The organism is Sutcliffiella horikoshii (genome assembly GCF_020524325.1).
Taxonomy (GTDB): Bacteria; Bacillota; Bacilli; order Bacillales; family Bacillaceae_I; genus Sutcliffiella_A; species Sutcliffiella_A horikoshii_D.
Genome location: NZ_JAIVKY010000002.1, coordinates 25,956 through 41,740 on the forward strand (window position 1 = coordinate 25,956; position 15,785 = coordinate 41,740).

Below are 15,785 nucleotides of genomic sequence, written 5' to 3' on the forward strand. Positions count from 1 at the left end.
TTAAGCCCTTTTTTGTTTTCTTCTAGCTGCAATCAATTTAACATTTTCCACGACTTTTTCTGTTGTTAAATCTATTTCCTGTAGCAGCTCCTTCACACTTCCATGTTCAATGAAGCGATCCGGAATTCCCATTCTTACCACACGGTTCGTGTACCCATTATCGCTTGCAAATTCAACAACCGCACTGCCGAACCCACCTTGAAGGACTGCTTCTTCAATCGTTACAAAAGGTATACCTGATTTGAAGAGGTCATGTAATAACGCCTCATCCATCGGTTTAATGAACCTTGCATTGACCACTTTTACGGACAGATTTTCTTTTTTCAAGTAATCAGCAGCTTCAAGCGCCATTCCAATTGTCGTTCCGAATGTCAGGATGACAGCGTCTGTTCCTTCTTTCAACACTTCCCACGATCCAATTGGAATTTCTTTTAATTCCTCGTCCATTTTGACACCCAGACCGTTACCACGCGGATAGCGAAGTGCAATCGGGCCATCATCATACTTATTAGCCGTATAGACCATATGTTGTCCTTCGTTCTCGTCTTTTGGCATCATCAGGACCATGTTAGGTAAATGTCTTAGGAAGGCGATATCAAAAACACCTTGGTGCGTTTCGCCATCTTCCCCAACCAAGCCGGAACGGTCAATTCCAAAGAACACATTCAAGTTTTGACGGCAGACATCATGCACGACTTGGTCGTACCCTCTTTGCAGGAAGGTAGAATAAATAGCCAGGAATGGTTTCATTCCTTGTGTTGCAAGTCCGGCTGCCATCGTGACAGCATGCTGCTCTGCGATTCCAACATCGAACATTCGATCTGGAAATTCTTTTGCAAATCCTTCAAGCTTAGATCCTACAGGCATTGCAGGTGTCAAGGCTACAATGCGCTCGTCTTCACGCGCAAGTCTTCGAACAGTTTCACTGATTACACTACTCCACGCCGGTGGTCCGCCAACAGGCTTTAGGAAGTCACCCGTTTCAATTTTATACGGACCTGTTCCGTGCCAAGTACCGATTGTGTCCAGTTCAGCCGGCTCATAGCCTTTTCCTTTTTTCGTGACCACATGGATCAAGACAGGTCCTTCTGTCTTCTTAGCATATTTAAGATTTTCAATTAAATCGTTGTAGTTATGTCCATCAATTGGACCTAAATAGGTAAAACCAAGTTCTTCAAAAAACATACCGCTGACAACAAGGTATTTCAAACTGTCTTTGATGCGCTCAGCCGTTGACGCCAGTTTCCCGCCAACTGCAGGTATTTTCTTAAGAAGCACTTCCAGTTCGTCTTTTACCCAATTGTATTTACCAGCTGTGCGCATTCTTCCTAGCGCACTGTGCAAGGCACCAACATTCGGCGCAATGGACATTTCATTATCATTTAAAATAACAATCATGTCTTTCTTTTCGTGGCCGATGTGATTTAAAGCTTCTAGGGCCATCCCGCCAGTCAAAGCTCCGTCACCGATGATCGGAATAACATACTCATCTGTTCCTTTAATGTCTCTAGCAGCCGCCATACCCATCGCTCCGGAAAGAGAGGTGGAAGAGTGTCCAGTCTCCCATGCGTCATGCTCGCTCTCATTCCTTTTCGGAAACCCACAGAGACCTTTATATTTACGCAACGTATCAAAATCACATGCTCTACCTGTTAAGATTTTATGAACGTAGGCCTGGTGTCCAACATCCCATAAAAACTTGTCTTTAGGACTGTCAAATACTTTGTGCAAGGCAACAGTAAGTTCGACCACCCCAAGGTTTGGCCCGATATGGCCGCCTGATGTGGAGAGTTGCTCAATCAGAAAACGTCTGATATCCTCACTAAGGCTCTCCAATTCATCTATAGACATTTTCTTTAAAAATTGCGGATTTTTAATCTTTGTAAGATCCAAAAGGGACCACTCTCTTTCCTTGCTAATTTCGCTTATTTTTACGCTTTTTGTTTTCCTTTAACACTGCAATGTTAAATTTGTCTTCTAGTATATAAAACAGTCTTCCTACTTGAAACAGGATAGGCGTGGAATACCGAATCGCCATCGATTTTCCGAAAGCCTTTCCACCAACTGTAACAGCCGCCACAACACTTGTGAAGACAACAGCCACAATATAGTGGAACAAAGAGTCCTCTGTTTGCCCTACTGACAGGGTAAACGATATCACTACTATCGCAGATGCGGTACCACTAATAATTCCAGAAATATCGCCGATAACGTCATTACAGAAACTTGCAAACCTATCTGCATTCCTGACAATTTGAATAGCTTGCTTGGAACCGTTTACCCTTTCTGCTGCCATGGCATGGAACGGTTTTTCATCTGCTGCTGTGGATGCAATACCAAGCATATCGAAAAAAATCCCGATAAAGACGATGATAAAGACAATGACCATTCCTACTGCCCATGTTACTCCTGAGAGCAGATAGGTGGAAACGATTGAAAAAATAGCCGCTAACACGAGTGTGATAACGGCGATAGCTAAACTCCAATTTATTGCATCTTTCCATTTATTAACCATAGTATAAAATCCCAACTCTATATAAGTAAGCTTTTGTAGTTATCTTACATTTTATTATAGACAATATTATTTAATCCACCAAACTTCAATCGTTTATTATGTATAAGTGGTCATGCATTGAGTAAAAACTGCGGCTTAGGTCCAGTAGGTTTTCCCAAGCAAGTACCAGATGTCGCCATACTGGCGGTTTCCCTTTAAACCTGCCTTAGCCGTGTCGCCAGCGACTAGACTGGATTACCACTTAGTCCGCACTATAATCCCCAATACATGTCTTAATGTCAGAACAGTCTAGGAGTTTTCCTCTACAGCCCTTAACCAGATCTTAGCCTCTTTTGCAGAACGGATTTCATATGGAATACATAGATAGATTCACCGGCCTAGTGAATAGATCCCATACCATAATCCCCTCCGACTCCACTCAAGGCAGGCTACGCTGTATATGCCTAACCCAGTTAGACATATAGCAGGTTTATCACCATTTCACCACTTGCTCCCCTAGGGGAAAAACAAGGGTGAGAATGGGCCTCCACGGAAGTAGGGTCTTCGCCCACATGCCATTGTGGATCGCCCTACTACCTTAACTCCCAGCATCAACCCAAGGCTGGGCGCCTCAAGCCGACACAAGGAACTTCATCGATGTGCCCTTTAGCGGATTTTTAGGCCCGCCTTCAGATAAGGTGGACTGACTAGAATACTGCACCACTCATTTGTACCATACACTATACCACAAAAAGAGGAAATGCTCAATTTTGACTGCTACTTTTGTCGATTAATGGTCTCTTTTGGCAATTAAATCGCAAAGTTGCTCCAAAAGATCCGACTCTAATGGGATTTCCTCTAAAATTTGCTTTGCCTCTTTAATATGATATTCCAACTTTTCTTTCGCGCCATTCATAGTTAAAAGAGAAGGATAGGTCGTTTTTTCGTTTAGGGTATCAGACCCTACCGGCTTGCCAATTTTAGCGGCATCCCCTTCAATATCCAGAATGTCATCCCTGATTTGGAAGGCAAGACCGAGGTGGTCGGCAAACTGATCCAACTTAGAAATCTGTTCTTCTGTTGCATCTCCCAGTATGGCACCTGCCACAATACTAAATCCGAGAAGCTTCCCTGTTTTATTTCTATGTATATATTCAAGGTCTTGAAGTGAGAGTTGTGCACCTTCTCCCTCCATATCCGCTACTTGTCCTCCGACCATTCCTGTTGGCCCTGCAGCTTTGGCTAGCTCCTTCATCAGAGTGACAACTTTTATTGGCTTGACGTCTAGATTCAATAGATCTTCCATGACCTCAAAGCTATGCGTGAGCAGGGCATCACCAGCCAAAATTGCCATCGCTTCACCGAACACCTTATGATTAGTCGGCTTTCCGCGTCTGAAGTCGTCATCATCCATACTCGGCAGATCATCGTGCACTAAAGAATAGGTGTGTATCATCTCTACGGCACAAGCTACCGGCATTCCGAGTTCTTCAGGTTTCCCAAAAGACTTCAACGTAGCAAGTACTAACAAAGGCCGAAGTCTTTTCCCGCCTGCCTTCAAGGAATAATTCATGGATTCAAGTAAAACTTCCGGTGCTTCCACAACATTCATATAAGAAAAAAGTGCGTCCTCCACCAACTTCTTTCTATCTTTCATAAAAGTTTGTAAATCCATCACCTGTGACAATTAAGCTTCATCCTCCTGTACTTGGAATGACTCCAATTCGCCATTTTCTTTTAAAATCTGTTCCATTTCTGCCTCCACATTAGAAAGCTTGTCATGACAAAGCTTGGACAATTTCATTCCTTCTTTGTAAAAAGAAATGGCTTCTTCTAATGGCACATCTCCTTCTTCAAGCTTTTCCACAATGTTTTCCAAATCTTTCATTGCTTCTTCAAAAGTAACGTCCTTTTTTTCAGTCATTCCCGTTTCGCTCCTTTACATTTTGTACTTCACATTCTAACCGGCCATCTTGAAGATGAACTTGAATGGTATCTCCTTTTTCTGCCTGTCTCACATTTTTAATGATGGTACCATCTTCTTGGTAAGCTAGGCTATATCCTCTGTTCATAATTTTAAGAGGACTTAATGCATCCATCTTGGATAGTTTATGTTGGAATTCCCATTGTTTCTTTTGTAATACCTGCTGCATTTGCTTCGTAAGCAATTTTGTTTGCTGATCTAGTGTAAGCTTTTCTGCTTCCCATTGCTTTTTCGGGTGGTTTCTTGCAAGTAACCCAGCGAGTTGCTCCCATTTTACATGCTTACGTTCCACCATTCTTTTCATGGCCGCCTCAAGATCATCCATAGTCCGATCAAGATCCTGCTGCTTTTGTGCATAAAGATTTTTCGGGAACCTGAACGCATACGATTTCTGCAAAGCCGTCAACCTGTCCTTGTAATGTTGCATCAATTTATTAGAAGCTCTGTGCAGCCGGAATTTACGGTCTGAAAGGCGCTCCATCAGTTCGTTGATATGCGGAACAGCCAATTCGGCCGCAGCAGTAGGTGTCGGTGCGCGCATATCCGCTACAAAGTCCGCTATCGTAAAGTCCGTTTCATGACCAACTGCTGAAATGATCGGCAGCTTAGAAGCAAAAATTTCTCTAGCTACGACTTCTTCGTTAAAGGCCCATAACTCTTCGATGGAACCTCCGCCACGGCCCACGATAAGCACATCAAGATCAGACATTTTATTGGCGGTTTGAATAGCCTTCACAATGGAAGGTGCAGCATTCACCCCTTGCACCAAAGCGGGAATAACAATTATTTTTGTTAGTGGATATCTTCTCTTCAAGGTGGTGATGATATCCCTGACCGCCGCTCCTGTTGGAGAGGTGATTACCCCTACAGCACGCGGATATTTAGGCAATGTTTTTTTGTATTCTGGTGAAAACAAACCTTCCTGGGAAAGTTTCTTTTTTAGTTCCTCATAGGCTAAAAACAGACTGCCGACACCATCAGGTTGCATTTCTTTTATGTACATCTGATAGGATCCGTTTGCTTCATAGACGGTTACTTCTCCACGAACAAGGACCTTCATTCCTTCTTGTGGTTTGAAGGCAAGGTTTCGGTTTTGACCGGCAAACATAACCACCTGGAGTCGTGCGTTTTGGTCTTTGAGGGTAAAGTACATATGTCCTCTGCTATGTTGCTTGAAATTGGATATCTCCCCTTTCAGCCACACATCTTGCAAATGAGGGTCCACATCAAATTTTCTTTTTATGTATTTCGTTAGAGCAGTAACCGTTAAGTATCTGCGTTCACTCATAATAGTTAACTCCTTTTTGAAGCATGGTCATACGAAAAAAAGACGGAAGAACCTTAAGTCCCATCCATCTTCTAAGATACCATATTAACTGGAAAACGTCTTGTTTTCACTTGCCTGATTTTGTGCTGATTGTAGCGTATTGTGCAACAACATCGTAATCGTCATCGGACCGACCCCTCCAGGAACAGGTGTGATAAAGCTCGCTTTTTTTTTCACCGACTCAAAGTCCACATCCCCACACAGTTTTCCTGTCTCAAGTCTGTTGACACCGACATCAATCACAATTGCGCCTTCTTTCACATATTCAGGCCCAATTAGTTTTGCACGCCCAACTGCAGCAATCAATATATCGGCCTGTTTGGTAATGGAGGCCAAATCCTTCGTACGGGAATGACAATAGGTAACCGTGGCATCCTCTTTTAGAAGTAATTGCCCGACCGGCTTTCCTACAATATTACTTCTTCCGATTACCACCACGTGCTTACCGGAAATAGAAACATCAAGGGATTTAATCATTTCAACAATCCCATAAGGAGTACAAGGTAGGAATGATTTTTGATCAATCATCATTCTACCAATATTTACAGGGTGAAACCCGTCTACATCTTTATTTGGAGAAATATGTTCAATAACAGCCAGTTCATCGATATGACCAGGCAAAGGTAACTGCACCAGAATGCCGTGCACGGAAGCATCGTCATTAAAATGAGTGATTCTATCCAATAATTCTTCTTGCGAAATAGAACTTGGGTACTCTTCCAAAATACTTTTAATTCCAGCTTCGGCGCATGCTTTCTCTTTCGCTCTTACATAGGATTGTGAAGCAGGATCTTGTCCTACCAAAATAACAGCCAAGCTTGGTTGGATATTTTTTTCCGTATGTAACTCAGAAACCTTCTCTTTAATTAAAGCTCTTTTCTCGAATGCAAGATCTTTACCTGATACTATAACTGCTGACATGAATAGCTCCCCCTTTTATGCTACTACTTATGCATTATTTTCAATGGTAGTCTTTACTTTAGAAAGGACTGCGTTAATAAATCCGCTTGATTTGTCATCACCAAAAGTTTTAGCAAGTTCAATTGCTTCATTCATGCTGACATTAACCGGAATCTCTTCAACAAACATCATTTCAAAAACAGTCATGCGAAGAATGGTACGGTCCACTGTTCCTAAACGGTCTAGAGACCATTTTTCCAAGTGGGATTTCAGCGTGGAATCGATTTCCTCCTGATGCTCTTTCGTTCCAAACACGATACTGCTTAAGAAATCTGCCGGCTTTTCTCCTTCTTCTAATACGTTTGCAATTGCTTCATCAGGCGCAATATCACTTAAATCCATTTGAAAAATGGCTTGAAGCGCCTTTTCTCTTGATTCACTACGTTTCATTGTTCGATCTCCTTATCGTGCCTATACTAGTATAAAAAGATAATAGCACATTTTTATCAAAAAACACATGTTTTTCATTCGTTTTTTTTGCTAAATCACATACAAAATGATTCTACCTTCATTAAATGTTCGGAATTAACCGTTTTCATCATTTGCTCTGGGGGAGCTAGAAAGGTGTCATTCTTCTATTTAAATATGTCAGTTTCATCTTTACCGAGATAATACGCTACTATACTTTTTAAGAAAGCCTAGTTAAAAGTAGCGACTAAAATTGTACCTAATTATGTGGGGGAACACAAGGGAAACTTGGGATTGTACTTTTCGTAAGCAAAAAAAATTGTAGACACCCTTCTAATGAGAGTGCCTACAAGGTGAGGTCTTATTAAATTTCTTGTTCTACTTCTACTTCATTTTTTTGTGCTTCAAACTGCACTCCGACCACATGGATATTTACTTCTGTAATTTCCAGTGCTGTCATATTCAACAGTGCTTGACGGATATTGTCTTGTACTTTTTGTGCAACTGTCGGAATGGAAATACCGAACTGCATCACACAAAACACATCCACTTTAATGCCTTCTTCAGAAAGGTCGACTTTTACACCTTTACCGTGATTCTTTTTCCCAAGTCTCTCTACCACACCAGCAGCAAAGTTACCGCGCATCGACATAACGCCTTCCACTTCGGAAGCAGCAATACCAGCAATTACTTCAATTACTTCAGGAGCAATTTCAACTTTTCCAAGTGAATTGTTGTTTTCCATTTCCAATAAGTTTCTTTCGCTCATAATTAACCCTCCTAAATATAGTTAAGAATTCATGACATCATATTTCTCAAGAAATTTCGTATTAAAGTCCCCATCTTTGAACTTTTCGTGATCCATTAGTTTCAGATGGAAAGGAATCGTAGTATGAACGCCTTCAATAATAAATTCGCTTAACGCACGTTTCATTCGTGAGACAGCTTCTTCACGCGTTGCTCCATAAGTGATTAGCTTTGCCACCATGGAATCATAATATGGCGGTATGCTGTAGCCAGGGTAAACTGCCGAATCCACTCGAACACCAAGACCACCTGGCGGAAGGTACATTTCAATCTTTCCAGGGGAAGGCATAAAGTTCTTTTCTGGATTTTCAGCATTAATACGGCACTCAATCGACCAGCCGTTGAAAACGACATCTTCTTGCTTAAGAGATAATGTTTCTCCAGATGCAACCCGAATCATTTCCTTGATTAGATCCACGCCTGTCACCATTTCCGTAACAGGATGCTCTACTTGGATACGGGTGTTCATTTCCATGAAGTAGAATTTTCTATTTTGATAGTCATAAATAAATTCTATCGTACCTGCACCCATATAGTCCACTGCTTCAGCAGCTTTTACTGCCGCTTCACCCATTTGAGCGCGAATTTCTTCATCCAATACAGGTGAAGGCGTTTCTTCCACAAGCTTTTGTAGACGGCGTTGGATGGAACAATCACGCTCACCAAGGTGAATCGTATTACCATGACCATCTGCCATTACTTGAATTTCAACGTGACGGAAGTCTTCGATGAATTTTTCAAGATACACGCCAGGATTACCGAAAGCAGTTGCCGCTTCTTGCTGTGTAATGGAAATACCCTTTTTCAGTTCCTCTTCATTTCTCGCAACACGGATACCTTTTCCGCCTCCGCCTGCTGTTGCTTTAATGATAACAGGATAACCGATGTCGTTAGCAATGGTGATACCGTCATTGATGTTTTCGATGATACCTTGAGAACCAGGAACAATTGGCACACCCGCTTTACGCATCGTTTCACGCGCCACATCTTTCGTCCCCATCTTACTTATTGCTTCCGGACTTGGTCCTATAAATGTAATGTTACACTCTCTACAAAGCTCAGCAAAGTCCGAGTTCTCCGCAAGGAATCCGTATCCTGGATGAATAGCATCAGACGCTGTAAGTTTTGCTACGCTAATGATGTTAGTAAAGTTAAGGTAGCTGTCTTTAGATGTTTTTGGTCCGACACAATATGCTTCGTCCGCCAACTGCACATGAAGGGATTCTTTATCCGCTTCCGAATAAACAGCCACTGTCTCAATATTCATTTCTTTACATGCACGAATAATACGTACTGCAATTTCTCCTCTATTGGCAATCAATACTTTTTTTATCATGAGTGTCGCCCCCTCCTTATACTGTTTTTACAAGGAATAAAGGTTGACCATATTCTACTAATTGGCCATTATCAACCAGAACCTCGACAATTTCGCCTTTGACTTCTGCTTCAATCTCATTGAACAGTTTCATTGCTTCCACGATACAAACGACAGAGTTTTCTCCAACTTTATCGCCTTCTTGGACATACGCCGCTTGATCCGGTGATGGAGAAGCATAGAACGTCCCAACCATCGGGGAAGTGATTTTATGTAGGTTCGCGTCTTCCTGTTTAGGTGCCGCTGTTTCTTGTTTAGTTTCTGCAGCTGGTGTTTGAGCTTGCTGAGCAGGCGCTTGTGGTGCTTGTGCCTGTTGTTGTGGTGCCGCTTGTGCAGCTACTTGTTGCGTGCTCACGACAGTTTGCTCCGCATGCTTCTTCATTTTAATTTTGGAACCTTCATTCTCATACGTGAATTCATCTATATTGGATTGGTCAATCAACTTAATAATTTCTCTGATTTCTTGGATCTTTAACATATTTCGTTCACTCCTCGGTCCTTTTGATGATTAGTTGCTGCATTGATGTTGCGTGTAGTTGCCTAGGTGTTGCTATGTACATTTTAACAAAATAGTTCATATTCATCATACGATACAAGCTCCTGAAATTCAACTAAAAATAGTAATAGATATTATTACCTAGTGCTAAGTTTGGGTGGTTGTGTGAATTTAGGCTTCGTGTTGCATTACGGGATGATGAAAACGCTTTAGTTATTATTATAGGGGATTTTTGGTGCGGTGGATAGGGGGAGTGTTGGGGAAATACTGTCTAGTGGAGAAACAACTTTTTATCAAAAGTTCAAAAGATTAATTTGCTAAATGCTTTTAACTAAAACCAACAAATATAAAAACCCAAAAACCGAAGCCCCACATTTCCCAGGGCTTCGGCCTTTGCTATCATCTTTTATTCGTCGCCTTCTTCTGTTGCTGGTGGGAAGTCGAATGCGATGTCTTCGTTACGTACGTCTTTGAATTCTTGGCGTACCATGTGGTAGATGTCGTTTGCCATTTGTGGCGAGTGTGCTGCTGTTTTGACTGTAATTCTGATCTTGCCATCTGTTACGCGAACTAGTGCATCATCTACGTCCTTGTGGGAACGGATTGTGGATTCTAGGATTAGTTCTTTTTCAGAGATTTGGGCAAGTTCGTTGTATTGGTCAACTGCTTTGGAGATTTCTTCTGCTGGTAGATCTGTGCTTGCCATCATTTCTTTTAGTTCTGCACGGTGTACGCTGCGAAGGTTTTCCAGTTCATAGCGCATTTCTGCTAATGTCTCGTCTGAAGAGATGTATTTTACTACAGCACTTCCATCTTCCTCTGTCGCTTCTTCTCCTTCAACGCCCTCTGCGCCTTCAGTGCCTTCTTCGCCATCAGTTCCAGCTGCTTCGCCTTCTTCCCCGCCGTGGTTTTCAGCGGTTTCAGTGGCTGCTGGTTGTTCTGTGGCGTCATTTGCCAGTTGTTCGCCGGCTTGTTGATCACCAATAAAGTAGTAAGCGGATAAGACAAATACGAGACTTAACATAGTTAGTAACCAAACGGTTTGTTTTTTTAATAACATGGATTATTCCCCCTCAGATTTTTTTGGAAGTACTGCTACTTTGTGCTGTGGGACGTCGAGCACTTTTGTGACAGCGTCCAAAATCATTTGTTTTACATGTATATTTTCAGCGCCCTTTGCTACAATCAGAACTCCGCGTATGACCGGTTTCTTAGTTTCGGTTACGACTGGAATTTCTTGTTCATTCTTCCTGATGACGAGGACTTGTTCGTCTTTTGAGGTATCAGTGACATCACGTTTTCCACCTTGCTGGTCTGTTTCGACCGTGTTTTGCTGGGAGGTGGTGACGTTTTTCTGAAAGACTTTTTGCTCGGAAGCATCCACGTTAACGACGACTGATACGTCATTAACGCCGGTGATGGCCTCAAGTGCATCTCTCAACTGATTCTCAAAGCTTGCCTCGTAATCAGAGATAGTAGAAGGTGCGTTGGCATCATCACTTTGTCCAAATACCGGTTCATCTTCCGGTTCTTGCTGCTTCATGGCTGGCAGGACGCCGCCACCTGGAGAAGTTGCACTGTCTTCTCCAAAGAACAGATTTCCGAATAAAATGAATCCTACCCCAAGGACGAGTATGACCGTCATGTATTGGTATTTTGCTTTTTTATCTTTTGACTGATTGGTAAGCAGAGATTTTAGCCATGGAATGAATGCTTGGTTTTTCTTTTCCACCTTGTACTAATCCCCCCCTTCGACTGCTACTGAAATATTGGTTGGTTGTAGTTGCCATCGATCTGCTAGGAAAGTTGCTATTTTCCCTTCTTCTCTCGAGGAAGGAGCTGGTTCCTTTTGTCTGGAGGTGTCAATTTGAACAGGTTTTACAACTTGAATGGCTGTCTCTTCAGCTTGCTCGAGTAGAATCACAACGGACTCTATATTTTCTTCTATTGGCATTTCGGTAAGCTGGTCCTCATTTTTCACGACAATCTGTAAGTCTTTCACTGTTAAACCATAGCTTTCTCTCAACTCCTCCTCCACATCTTCTTTCATTAGGACAGCCGCTTTATTTAAAATGTATGCAGCATGAGAGGCTTGTATTTCTTTTTTCTTCATTTCTATTAAATTTTCTGTGTTTTCTTTTGAAGTGTAGGAAGAATGCGTGGTCATTTTGGCAAAAAGTTCATCCATATCTGTGGAAAGAAGCTTCAAGATAGGGGTTAGGATGACGACAATCAGCAGAAGGCCAATCACTAGTTTTGTGTATTTTTGCATGGAAGAATTCGGAAGTAACATCTCGACTACGGTTGCTAAAAGAATAAATAAGATGATACTGGTGATCCATTCTGTTAGGTAACTCATTAACTCTCCCCCTTACCTGACCATCACGGTTATATTTCCTGCTGCAATGATGACCGTGATGCTTAAAAAGAACATAAAGGAGACAATAGCCAAGGCAGCAAAAATATAAATGATGCTTTTGCTGATAATATCCAGACATTTTATGACGGTACCGCCTCCCAGAGGTTGAAGCAGAGCCGCGGCAAGTTTATAGATAATTGCAATGGAAAGAATTTTCACTGCCGGGAATGCAGCAAGTAAAATCAATGTGGCCACACCCAGGATCCCGACTGTATTTTTTAATAACACAGATGCTGTAATCACGGTATCGGTGGCATCTGTAAACATTCTGCCGATAACAGGAATAAAATTTCCTGTTACAAACTTGGCGGTACGAATGGCAATCCCATCTGTCACCGCTGCGGTTGCACCTTGAACGGAGATAACACCAAGGAATACCGTTAAGTAGATTCCTAGAATTCCGATGCTTACGTTTCGAAGTAATGCAGCAAGTTGTGTTACCTTGTAATGTTCGCTTAGCGTACTGACAATGCTTAAGATGGCCGAAAGAAACAATAGCGGAAGTACGACATATTGGATGAGCAGACCGCTTGTGTTCATTAAAAACAAAATTATGGGGTGGAAAAAAGCTGCTGAAACTAACCCACCTGAAGATGCGATGAGCGCGATGAGCAGTGGAACCAAGGCAATGATGAACCCTGTCATAGCGGTAATTGCTTCAAGTGTGTATGAGATAACGATATGAAAACTGTTAAGGGCGATGATAATTAAAACCATAAACACGACACTATAGGCCACTTTACTGACTGTTTTTTGCTCGAAGGCATTTTGAAGCGTTTGTAGGAACATGCTGAAGATGGTAAGTAAGATAAGACTACCTAATAGTTTTCCATTTGCTAGCAGTTCATGAAATAAGTATTTCAGGAAACCTTTTGACCATTCTTCCAATGAGAAGGACTTGTCCCCTTTTACAAATTCCATGAATGACCCTTTTTGGCTTTCTGGCAAAAACCCGCCATACTCCTCCATTACTTCTTCCCAGTACACCTTGATTTCTTCTACATCAATTCCTTCTATTTGATCTGTTACTAGTTCTGACGGCGAAGAGGGTGAGGCTTGTACTATTTCAAATGGAAGGAACAGTAGGATTAACAAGGCTGCAATGATTGCGAGAATGAATTTCATAGGATTGCTCCCCTCTGCTTTTTCATTTTAAGAAGGAATGAGATTGATGATGGTTTCGATGATAACGGTCAAGATGGGAATGGCCATCGCGAGTATTAATATTTTCCCGGCCAATTCGATCTTGGATGCGATTGCACCTTGCCCAGCGTCTTTCGTGATTTGAGCACCGAATTCTGCGATATAGGCGATTCCAACAATCTTGAGAATAGTTTCTACATAGATTAAATTTACATTGGCGTTAATGGCGATCCTCTCTAGCATCCTGATGACATCAAATATTTGCTCTACTAAAAATAAGAAAATAGCACAACCGACAAATACGACTAGCATGAAGGCAAATGTCGGTTTTTGCTCTTTTACGACTAATGCAAGAAAGGTGGCGATTAAGCCAAGACCTACTATTTGGAGAATCTCGATTGGTCAACACCCCTTATCATTGGAACAGGAATACGGATTTGATTCTTTTGAATAGATCGTCGACGATGCTTGCTACCATAAATAGAATGTAGATGAATCCGAGTAGGGTTACCCAGTGTGCGTATTCTTCTTTGCCGAGTTGTTTTAAGACGGTGTGCAGGAAGGCTACGACGATGCCGATGCCGGCGATTTTGAATATTACGTCTACTTCAATGCCCATGGACGCTCCTCCTATTTTTTCCGGTTTGCTTTTGGGTATTTCTTTTTAAGTTTAGCCGTTGATTTCCGTTGCAGCGGCTCGCTTTCACTACAATCAACTTATTTCGTTTACACCGCTGTTCCTTTCCGCAAATGACTTCGCTTTCCGCGGGGCGACTTTGAGCCTCTTCGGCAAGCCTGCGGGGTCTCAACAATGTCGCTACTCCCCCGCTGGAGTCTTCGTCATTTGCTCCAATCCACAGCCAGAAACAATCAATAATCTTCTTACTTCTACTAAGCTAAATCAGCAAAATCACCAGCAGTAAGCCTGATAGGACTCCTAAGCTTTTTACCATTCGTTCGTAGCGGTTTTGTTTGTCGCGGGCTTCTAGTTCTTCACGTTCTAAGTGAGTTAATGCCAGTTGGATATGTTTTTGTTGGGTGTAGCGGTCATGCTGGCCGAGTGTTTCACCGAATTGTTTCATTATTTCGAGTTCTGCTGTTTTATAGGCGGTGTTTTTCCAGACATCATCTAAACTTTCTTGCCAGGCTTCTTTCACTGTCAGGCTAGCTTTTTCCAATTTATTTGCAAAGCTTTCAAAAAACCATGAGAGTGGTTTTTCCAATTGCTTGGAGATGTTTTTGGTGGCATCTGCAAGGGGCGTGTGACCATACATGATTTCAGCTTCAAGCGATTGTAAGGCTACTTTTAGTTGTCGTAATTGCCTTGGCCTTTCTGTCAGGTGTCTTGCCGCTTCAAACCCTGCCCAGGAAGTGGCCACTAGTATTAAGACTGCACCTATAAGTTTGATCATCTTCTCACACCCTCTTCCCGGTAGATCTCCTCTCCCATTTCATTTACGATTCTCTTGATGGAGCCCGGTCCATTCGATCTTGTCAGTTCCACGAACCGTTTAACTGCCCGGTACGATAAGATTTCTCGAAGACTTGGTCTGCTTTTAAGCTCATCAAACGAAAAAGCATGTACCGACATAAGAAGCCCTACCCCAGCATTAACCGCTTCCATCACCGCCTCGCTGTCTTCCATTCTTCCAATCTCATCCACAACAATGACATCTGGGCTCATGGAACGGATCATCATCATCATACCTTCTGCCTTTGGACAGCTGTCGAGCACATCTACCCTTTGTCCTAAATCGTGCTGAGGTATACCGTGTACACAACCAGCGATTTCAGAGCGTTCATCCACAATCCCTACCTTGCATGAGGCAACTCGCTTTTCTTCACAACCGGAGCTCATAACCCTCGCGAGATCTCTTAATAGCGTTGTCTTACCTGTTTGTGGCGGACCAATGACCATCGTGCTAAGCCATCTGCCTTTTTCGTACATATAAGGAATTAGTGGTGTAGCAACTCCAATTTTCTGTTTGGCAATTCTGATGTTAAAGGAGGAAACGTCCCGGATCGCCTTCACTTTTCCCTGTTCTGTGATCACTTTTCCAGCTAGTCCAACTCGATGTCCACCGGTTATGGTGATATATCCTCGTTTGAGTTCCTCTTCCAGTGCATAAATGGAATGCTTGCTTATTTTGTTTAAAATGTGAATCGCATCTGTTGCCGTCACTATATACGATGGAAAATAGGGACTCCCATCTATCATCAATTCTAGGGGGCGATTTACCCGAACTCGTATTTCTTCCATCCTCTCGAGTAACGGTGGTGAAAGTGTATCAATAACACCGGTTATGTCCGGTGGCAACACGGTTGAAATACTCGCAAGCATACATATCCCCTTCTTGTCCTATTATTACTTA

General features: G+C 42.3%; 18 protein-coding genes. All 18 read right to left on the reverse strand.

The features are described from left to right. On the reverse strand, nucleotides 1-1,893 hold the full coding sequence (dxs, locus tag LC091_RS01335) for a 1-deoxy-D-xylulose-5-phosphate synthase (RefSeq protein WP_226679934.1): 1,893 nt from the start codon (nucleotides 1,891-1,893) through the stop codon (nucleotides 1-3). 22 nt (nucleotides 1,894-1,915) lie between these two features. Then, nucleotides 1,916-2,515: a hypothetical protein gene (locus tag LC091_RS01340; protein WP_226679935.1), complete on the reverse strand. Its 600-nt coding sequence runs from the start codon at nucleotides 2,513-2,515 to the stop codon at nucleotides 1,916-1,918. Nucleotides 2,516-3,284: 769 nt separating this feature from the next. Then, entirely contained in the window at nucleotides 3,285-4,169 is an 885-nt protein-coding gene (locus LC091_RS01345) for a polyprenyl synthetase family protein (protein WP_226680467.1), read from the reverse strand. Between the two features lie 12 nt (nucleotides 4,170-4,181). Continuing rightward, on the reverse strand, nucleotides 4,182-4,418 hold the full coding sequence (locus LC091_RS01350; RefSeq protein ID WP_226679936.1) for an exodeoxyribonuclease VII small subunit: 237 nt from the start codon (nucleotides 4,416-4,418) through the stop codon (nucleotides 4,182-4,184). Beyond that, nucleotides 4,411-5,766 (reverse strand): exodeoxyribonuclease VII large subunit, encoded by a 1,356-nt coding sequence (xseA, locus tag LC091_RS01355; RefSeq protein ID WP_226679937.1) that lies wholly within the window; start codon nucleotides 5,764-5,766, stop codon nucleotides 4,411-4,413. The genes LC091_RS01350 and xseA overlap by 8 nt, the downstream gene beginning before the upstream one ends. 84 nt (nucleotides 5,767-5,850) lie before the next feature. Continuing rightward, a complete protein-coding gene (gene folD, locus LC091_RS01360; protein WP_226679938.1) occupies nucleotides 5,851-6,726 on the reverse strand; it encodes a bifunctional methylenetetrahydrofolate dehydrogenase/methenyltetrahydrofolate cyclohydrolase FolD in 876 nt (291 codons plus the stop codon). Between the two features lie 27 nt (nucleotides 6,727-6,753). Further along, nucleotides 6,754-7,155, reverse strand: a complete 402-nt coding sequence (nusB, locus tag LC091_RS01365) for a transcription antitermination factor NusB (protein ID WP_226679939.1) — start codon at nucleotides 7,153-7,155, stop codon at nucleotides 6,754-6,756. A 382-nt stretch (nucleotides 7,156-7,537) separates the two neighbouring features. Continuing rightward, nucleotides 7,538-7,942, reverse strand: a complete 405-nt coding sequence (locus tag LC091_RS01370) for an Asp23/Gls24 family envelope stress response protein (RefSeq protein WP_010194870.1) — start codon at nucleotides 7,940-7,942, stop codon at nucleotides 7,538-7,540. A 21-nt stretch (nucleotides 7,943-7,963) separates the two neighbouring features. Then, nucleotides 7,964-9,316, reverse strand: a complete 1,353-nt coding sequence (accC, locus tag LC091_RS01375; protein ID WP_226679940.1) for an acetyl-CoA carboxylase biotin carboxylase subunit — start codon at nucleotides 9,314-9,316, stop codon at nucleotides 7,964-7,966. Nucleotides 9,317-9,332: 16 nt separating this feature from the next. After that, nucleotides 9,333-9,833, reverse strand: coding sequence for an acetyl-CoA carboxylase biotin carboxyl carrier protein (accB, locus tag LC091_RS01380; RefSeq protein ID WP_226679941.1), 501 nt, complete (start codon nucleotides 9,831-9,833; stop codon nucleotides 9,333-9,335). Nucleotides 9,834-10,257: 424 nt separating this feature from the next. Beyond that, a complete protein-coding gene (locus LC091_RS01385) occupies nucleotides 10,258-10,911 on the reverse strand; it encodes a SpoIIIAH-like family protein (protein WP_226679942.1) in 654 nt (217 codons plus the stop codon). A 3-nt stretch (nucleotides 10,912-10,914) separates the two neighbouring features. Beyond that, nucleotides 10,915-11,583 (reverse strand): stage III sporulation protein AG, encoded by a 669-nt coding sequence (spoIIIAG, locus tag LC091_RS01390; RefSeq protein ID WP_226679943.1) that lies wholly within the window; start codon nucleotides 11,581-11,583, stop codon nucleotides 10,915-10,917. Between the two features lie 6 nt (nucleotides 11,584-11,589). After that, the gene (gene spoIIIAF / locus LC091_RS01395) at nucleotides 11,590-12,210 is read right to left on the reverse strand and encodes a stage III sporulation protein AF (RefSeq protein ID WP_226679944.1); all 621 of its coding nucleotides are present in this window, start codon (nucleotides 12,208-12,210) and stop codon (nucleotides 11,590-11,592) included. 12 nt (nucleotides 12,211-12,222) lie between these two features. Then, nucleotides 12,223-13,395 carry a stage III sporulation protein AE gene (gene spoIIIAE / locus LC091_RS01400; protein WP_226679945.1) on the reverse strand — a complete coding sequence of 391 codons (1,173 nt, stop codon included), beginning with the start codon at nucleotides 13,393-13,395 and terminating at the stop codon, nucleotides 12,223-12,225. Nucleotides 13,396-13,422: 27 nt separating this feature from the next. Next, entirely contained in the window at nucleotides 13,423-13,812 is a 390-nt protein-coding gene (gene spoIIIAD, locus LC091_RS01405; protein ID WP_083800911.1) for a stage III sporulation protein AD, read from the reverse strand. 16 nt (nucleotides 13,813-13,828) lie between these two features. Further along, nucleotides 13,829-14,032 carry a stage III sporulation protein AC gene (gene spoIIIAC / locus LC091_RS01410; RefSeq protein WP_010194848.1) on the reverse strand — a complete coding sequence of 68 codons (204 nt, stop codon included), beginning with the start codon at nucleotides 14,030-14,032 and terminating at the stop codon, nucleotides 13,829-13,831. A gap of 277 nt (nucleotides 14,033-14,309) precedes the next feature. After that, nucleotides 14,310-14,825 carry a stage III sporulation protein SpoIIIAB gene (spoIIIAB, locus tag LC091_RS01415; protein WP_226679946.1) on the reverse strand — a complete coding sequence of 172 codons (516 nt, stop codon included), beginning with the start codon at nucleotides 14,823-14,825 and terminating at the stop codon, nucleotides 14,310-14,312. Then, nucleotides 14,822-15,754, reverse strand: coding sequence for a stage III sporulation protein AA (gene spoIIIAA / locus LC091_RS01420; protein ID WP_226679947.1), 933 nt, complete (start codon nucleotides 15,752-15,754; stop codon nucleotides 14,822-14,824). Before spoIIIAA ends, spoIIIAB begins: the two co-directional genes overlap by 4 nt. Nucleotides 15,755-15,785 lie beyond the last annotated feature (31 nt).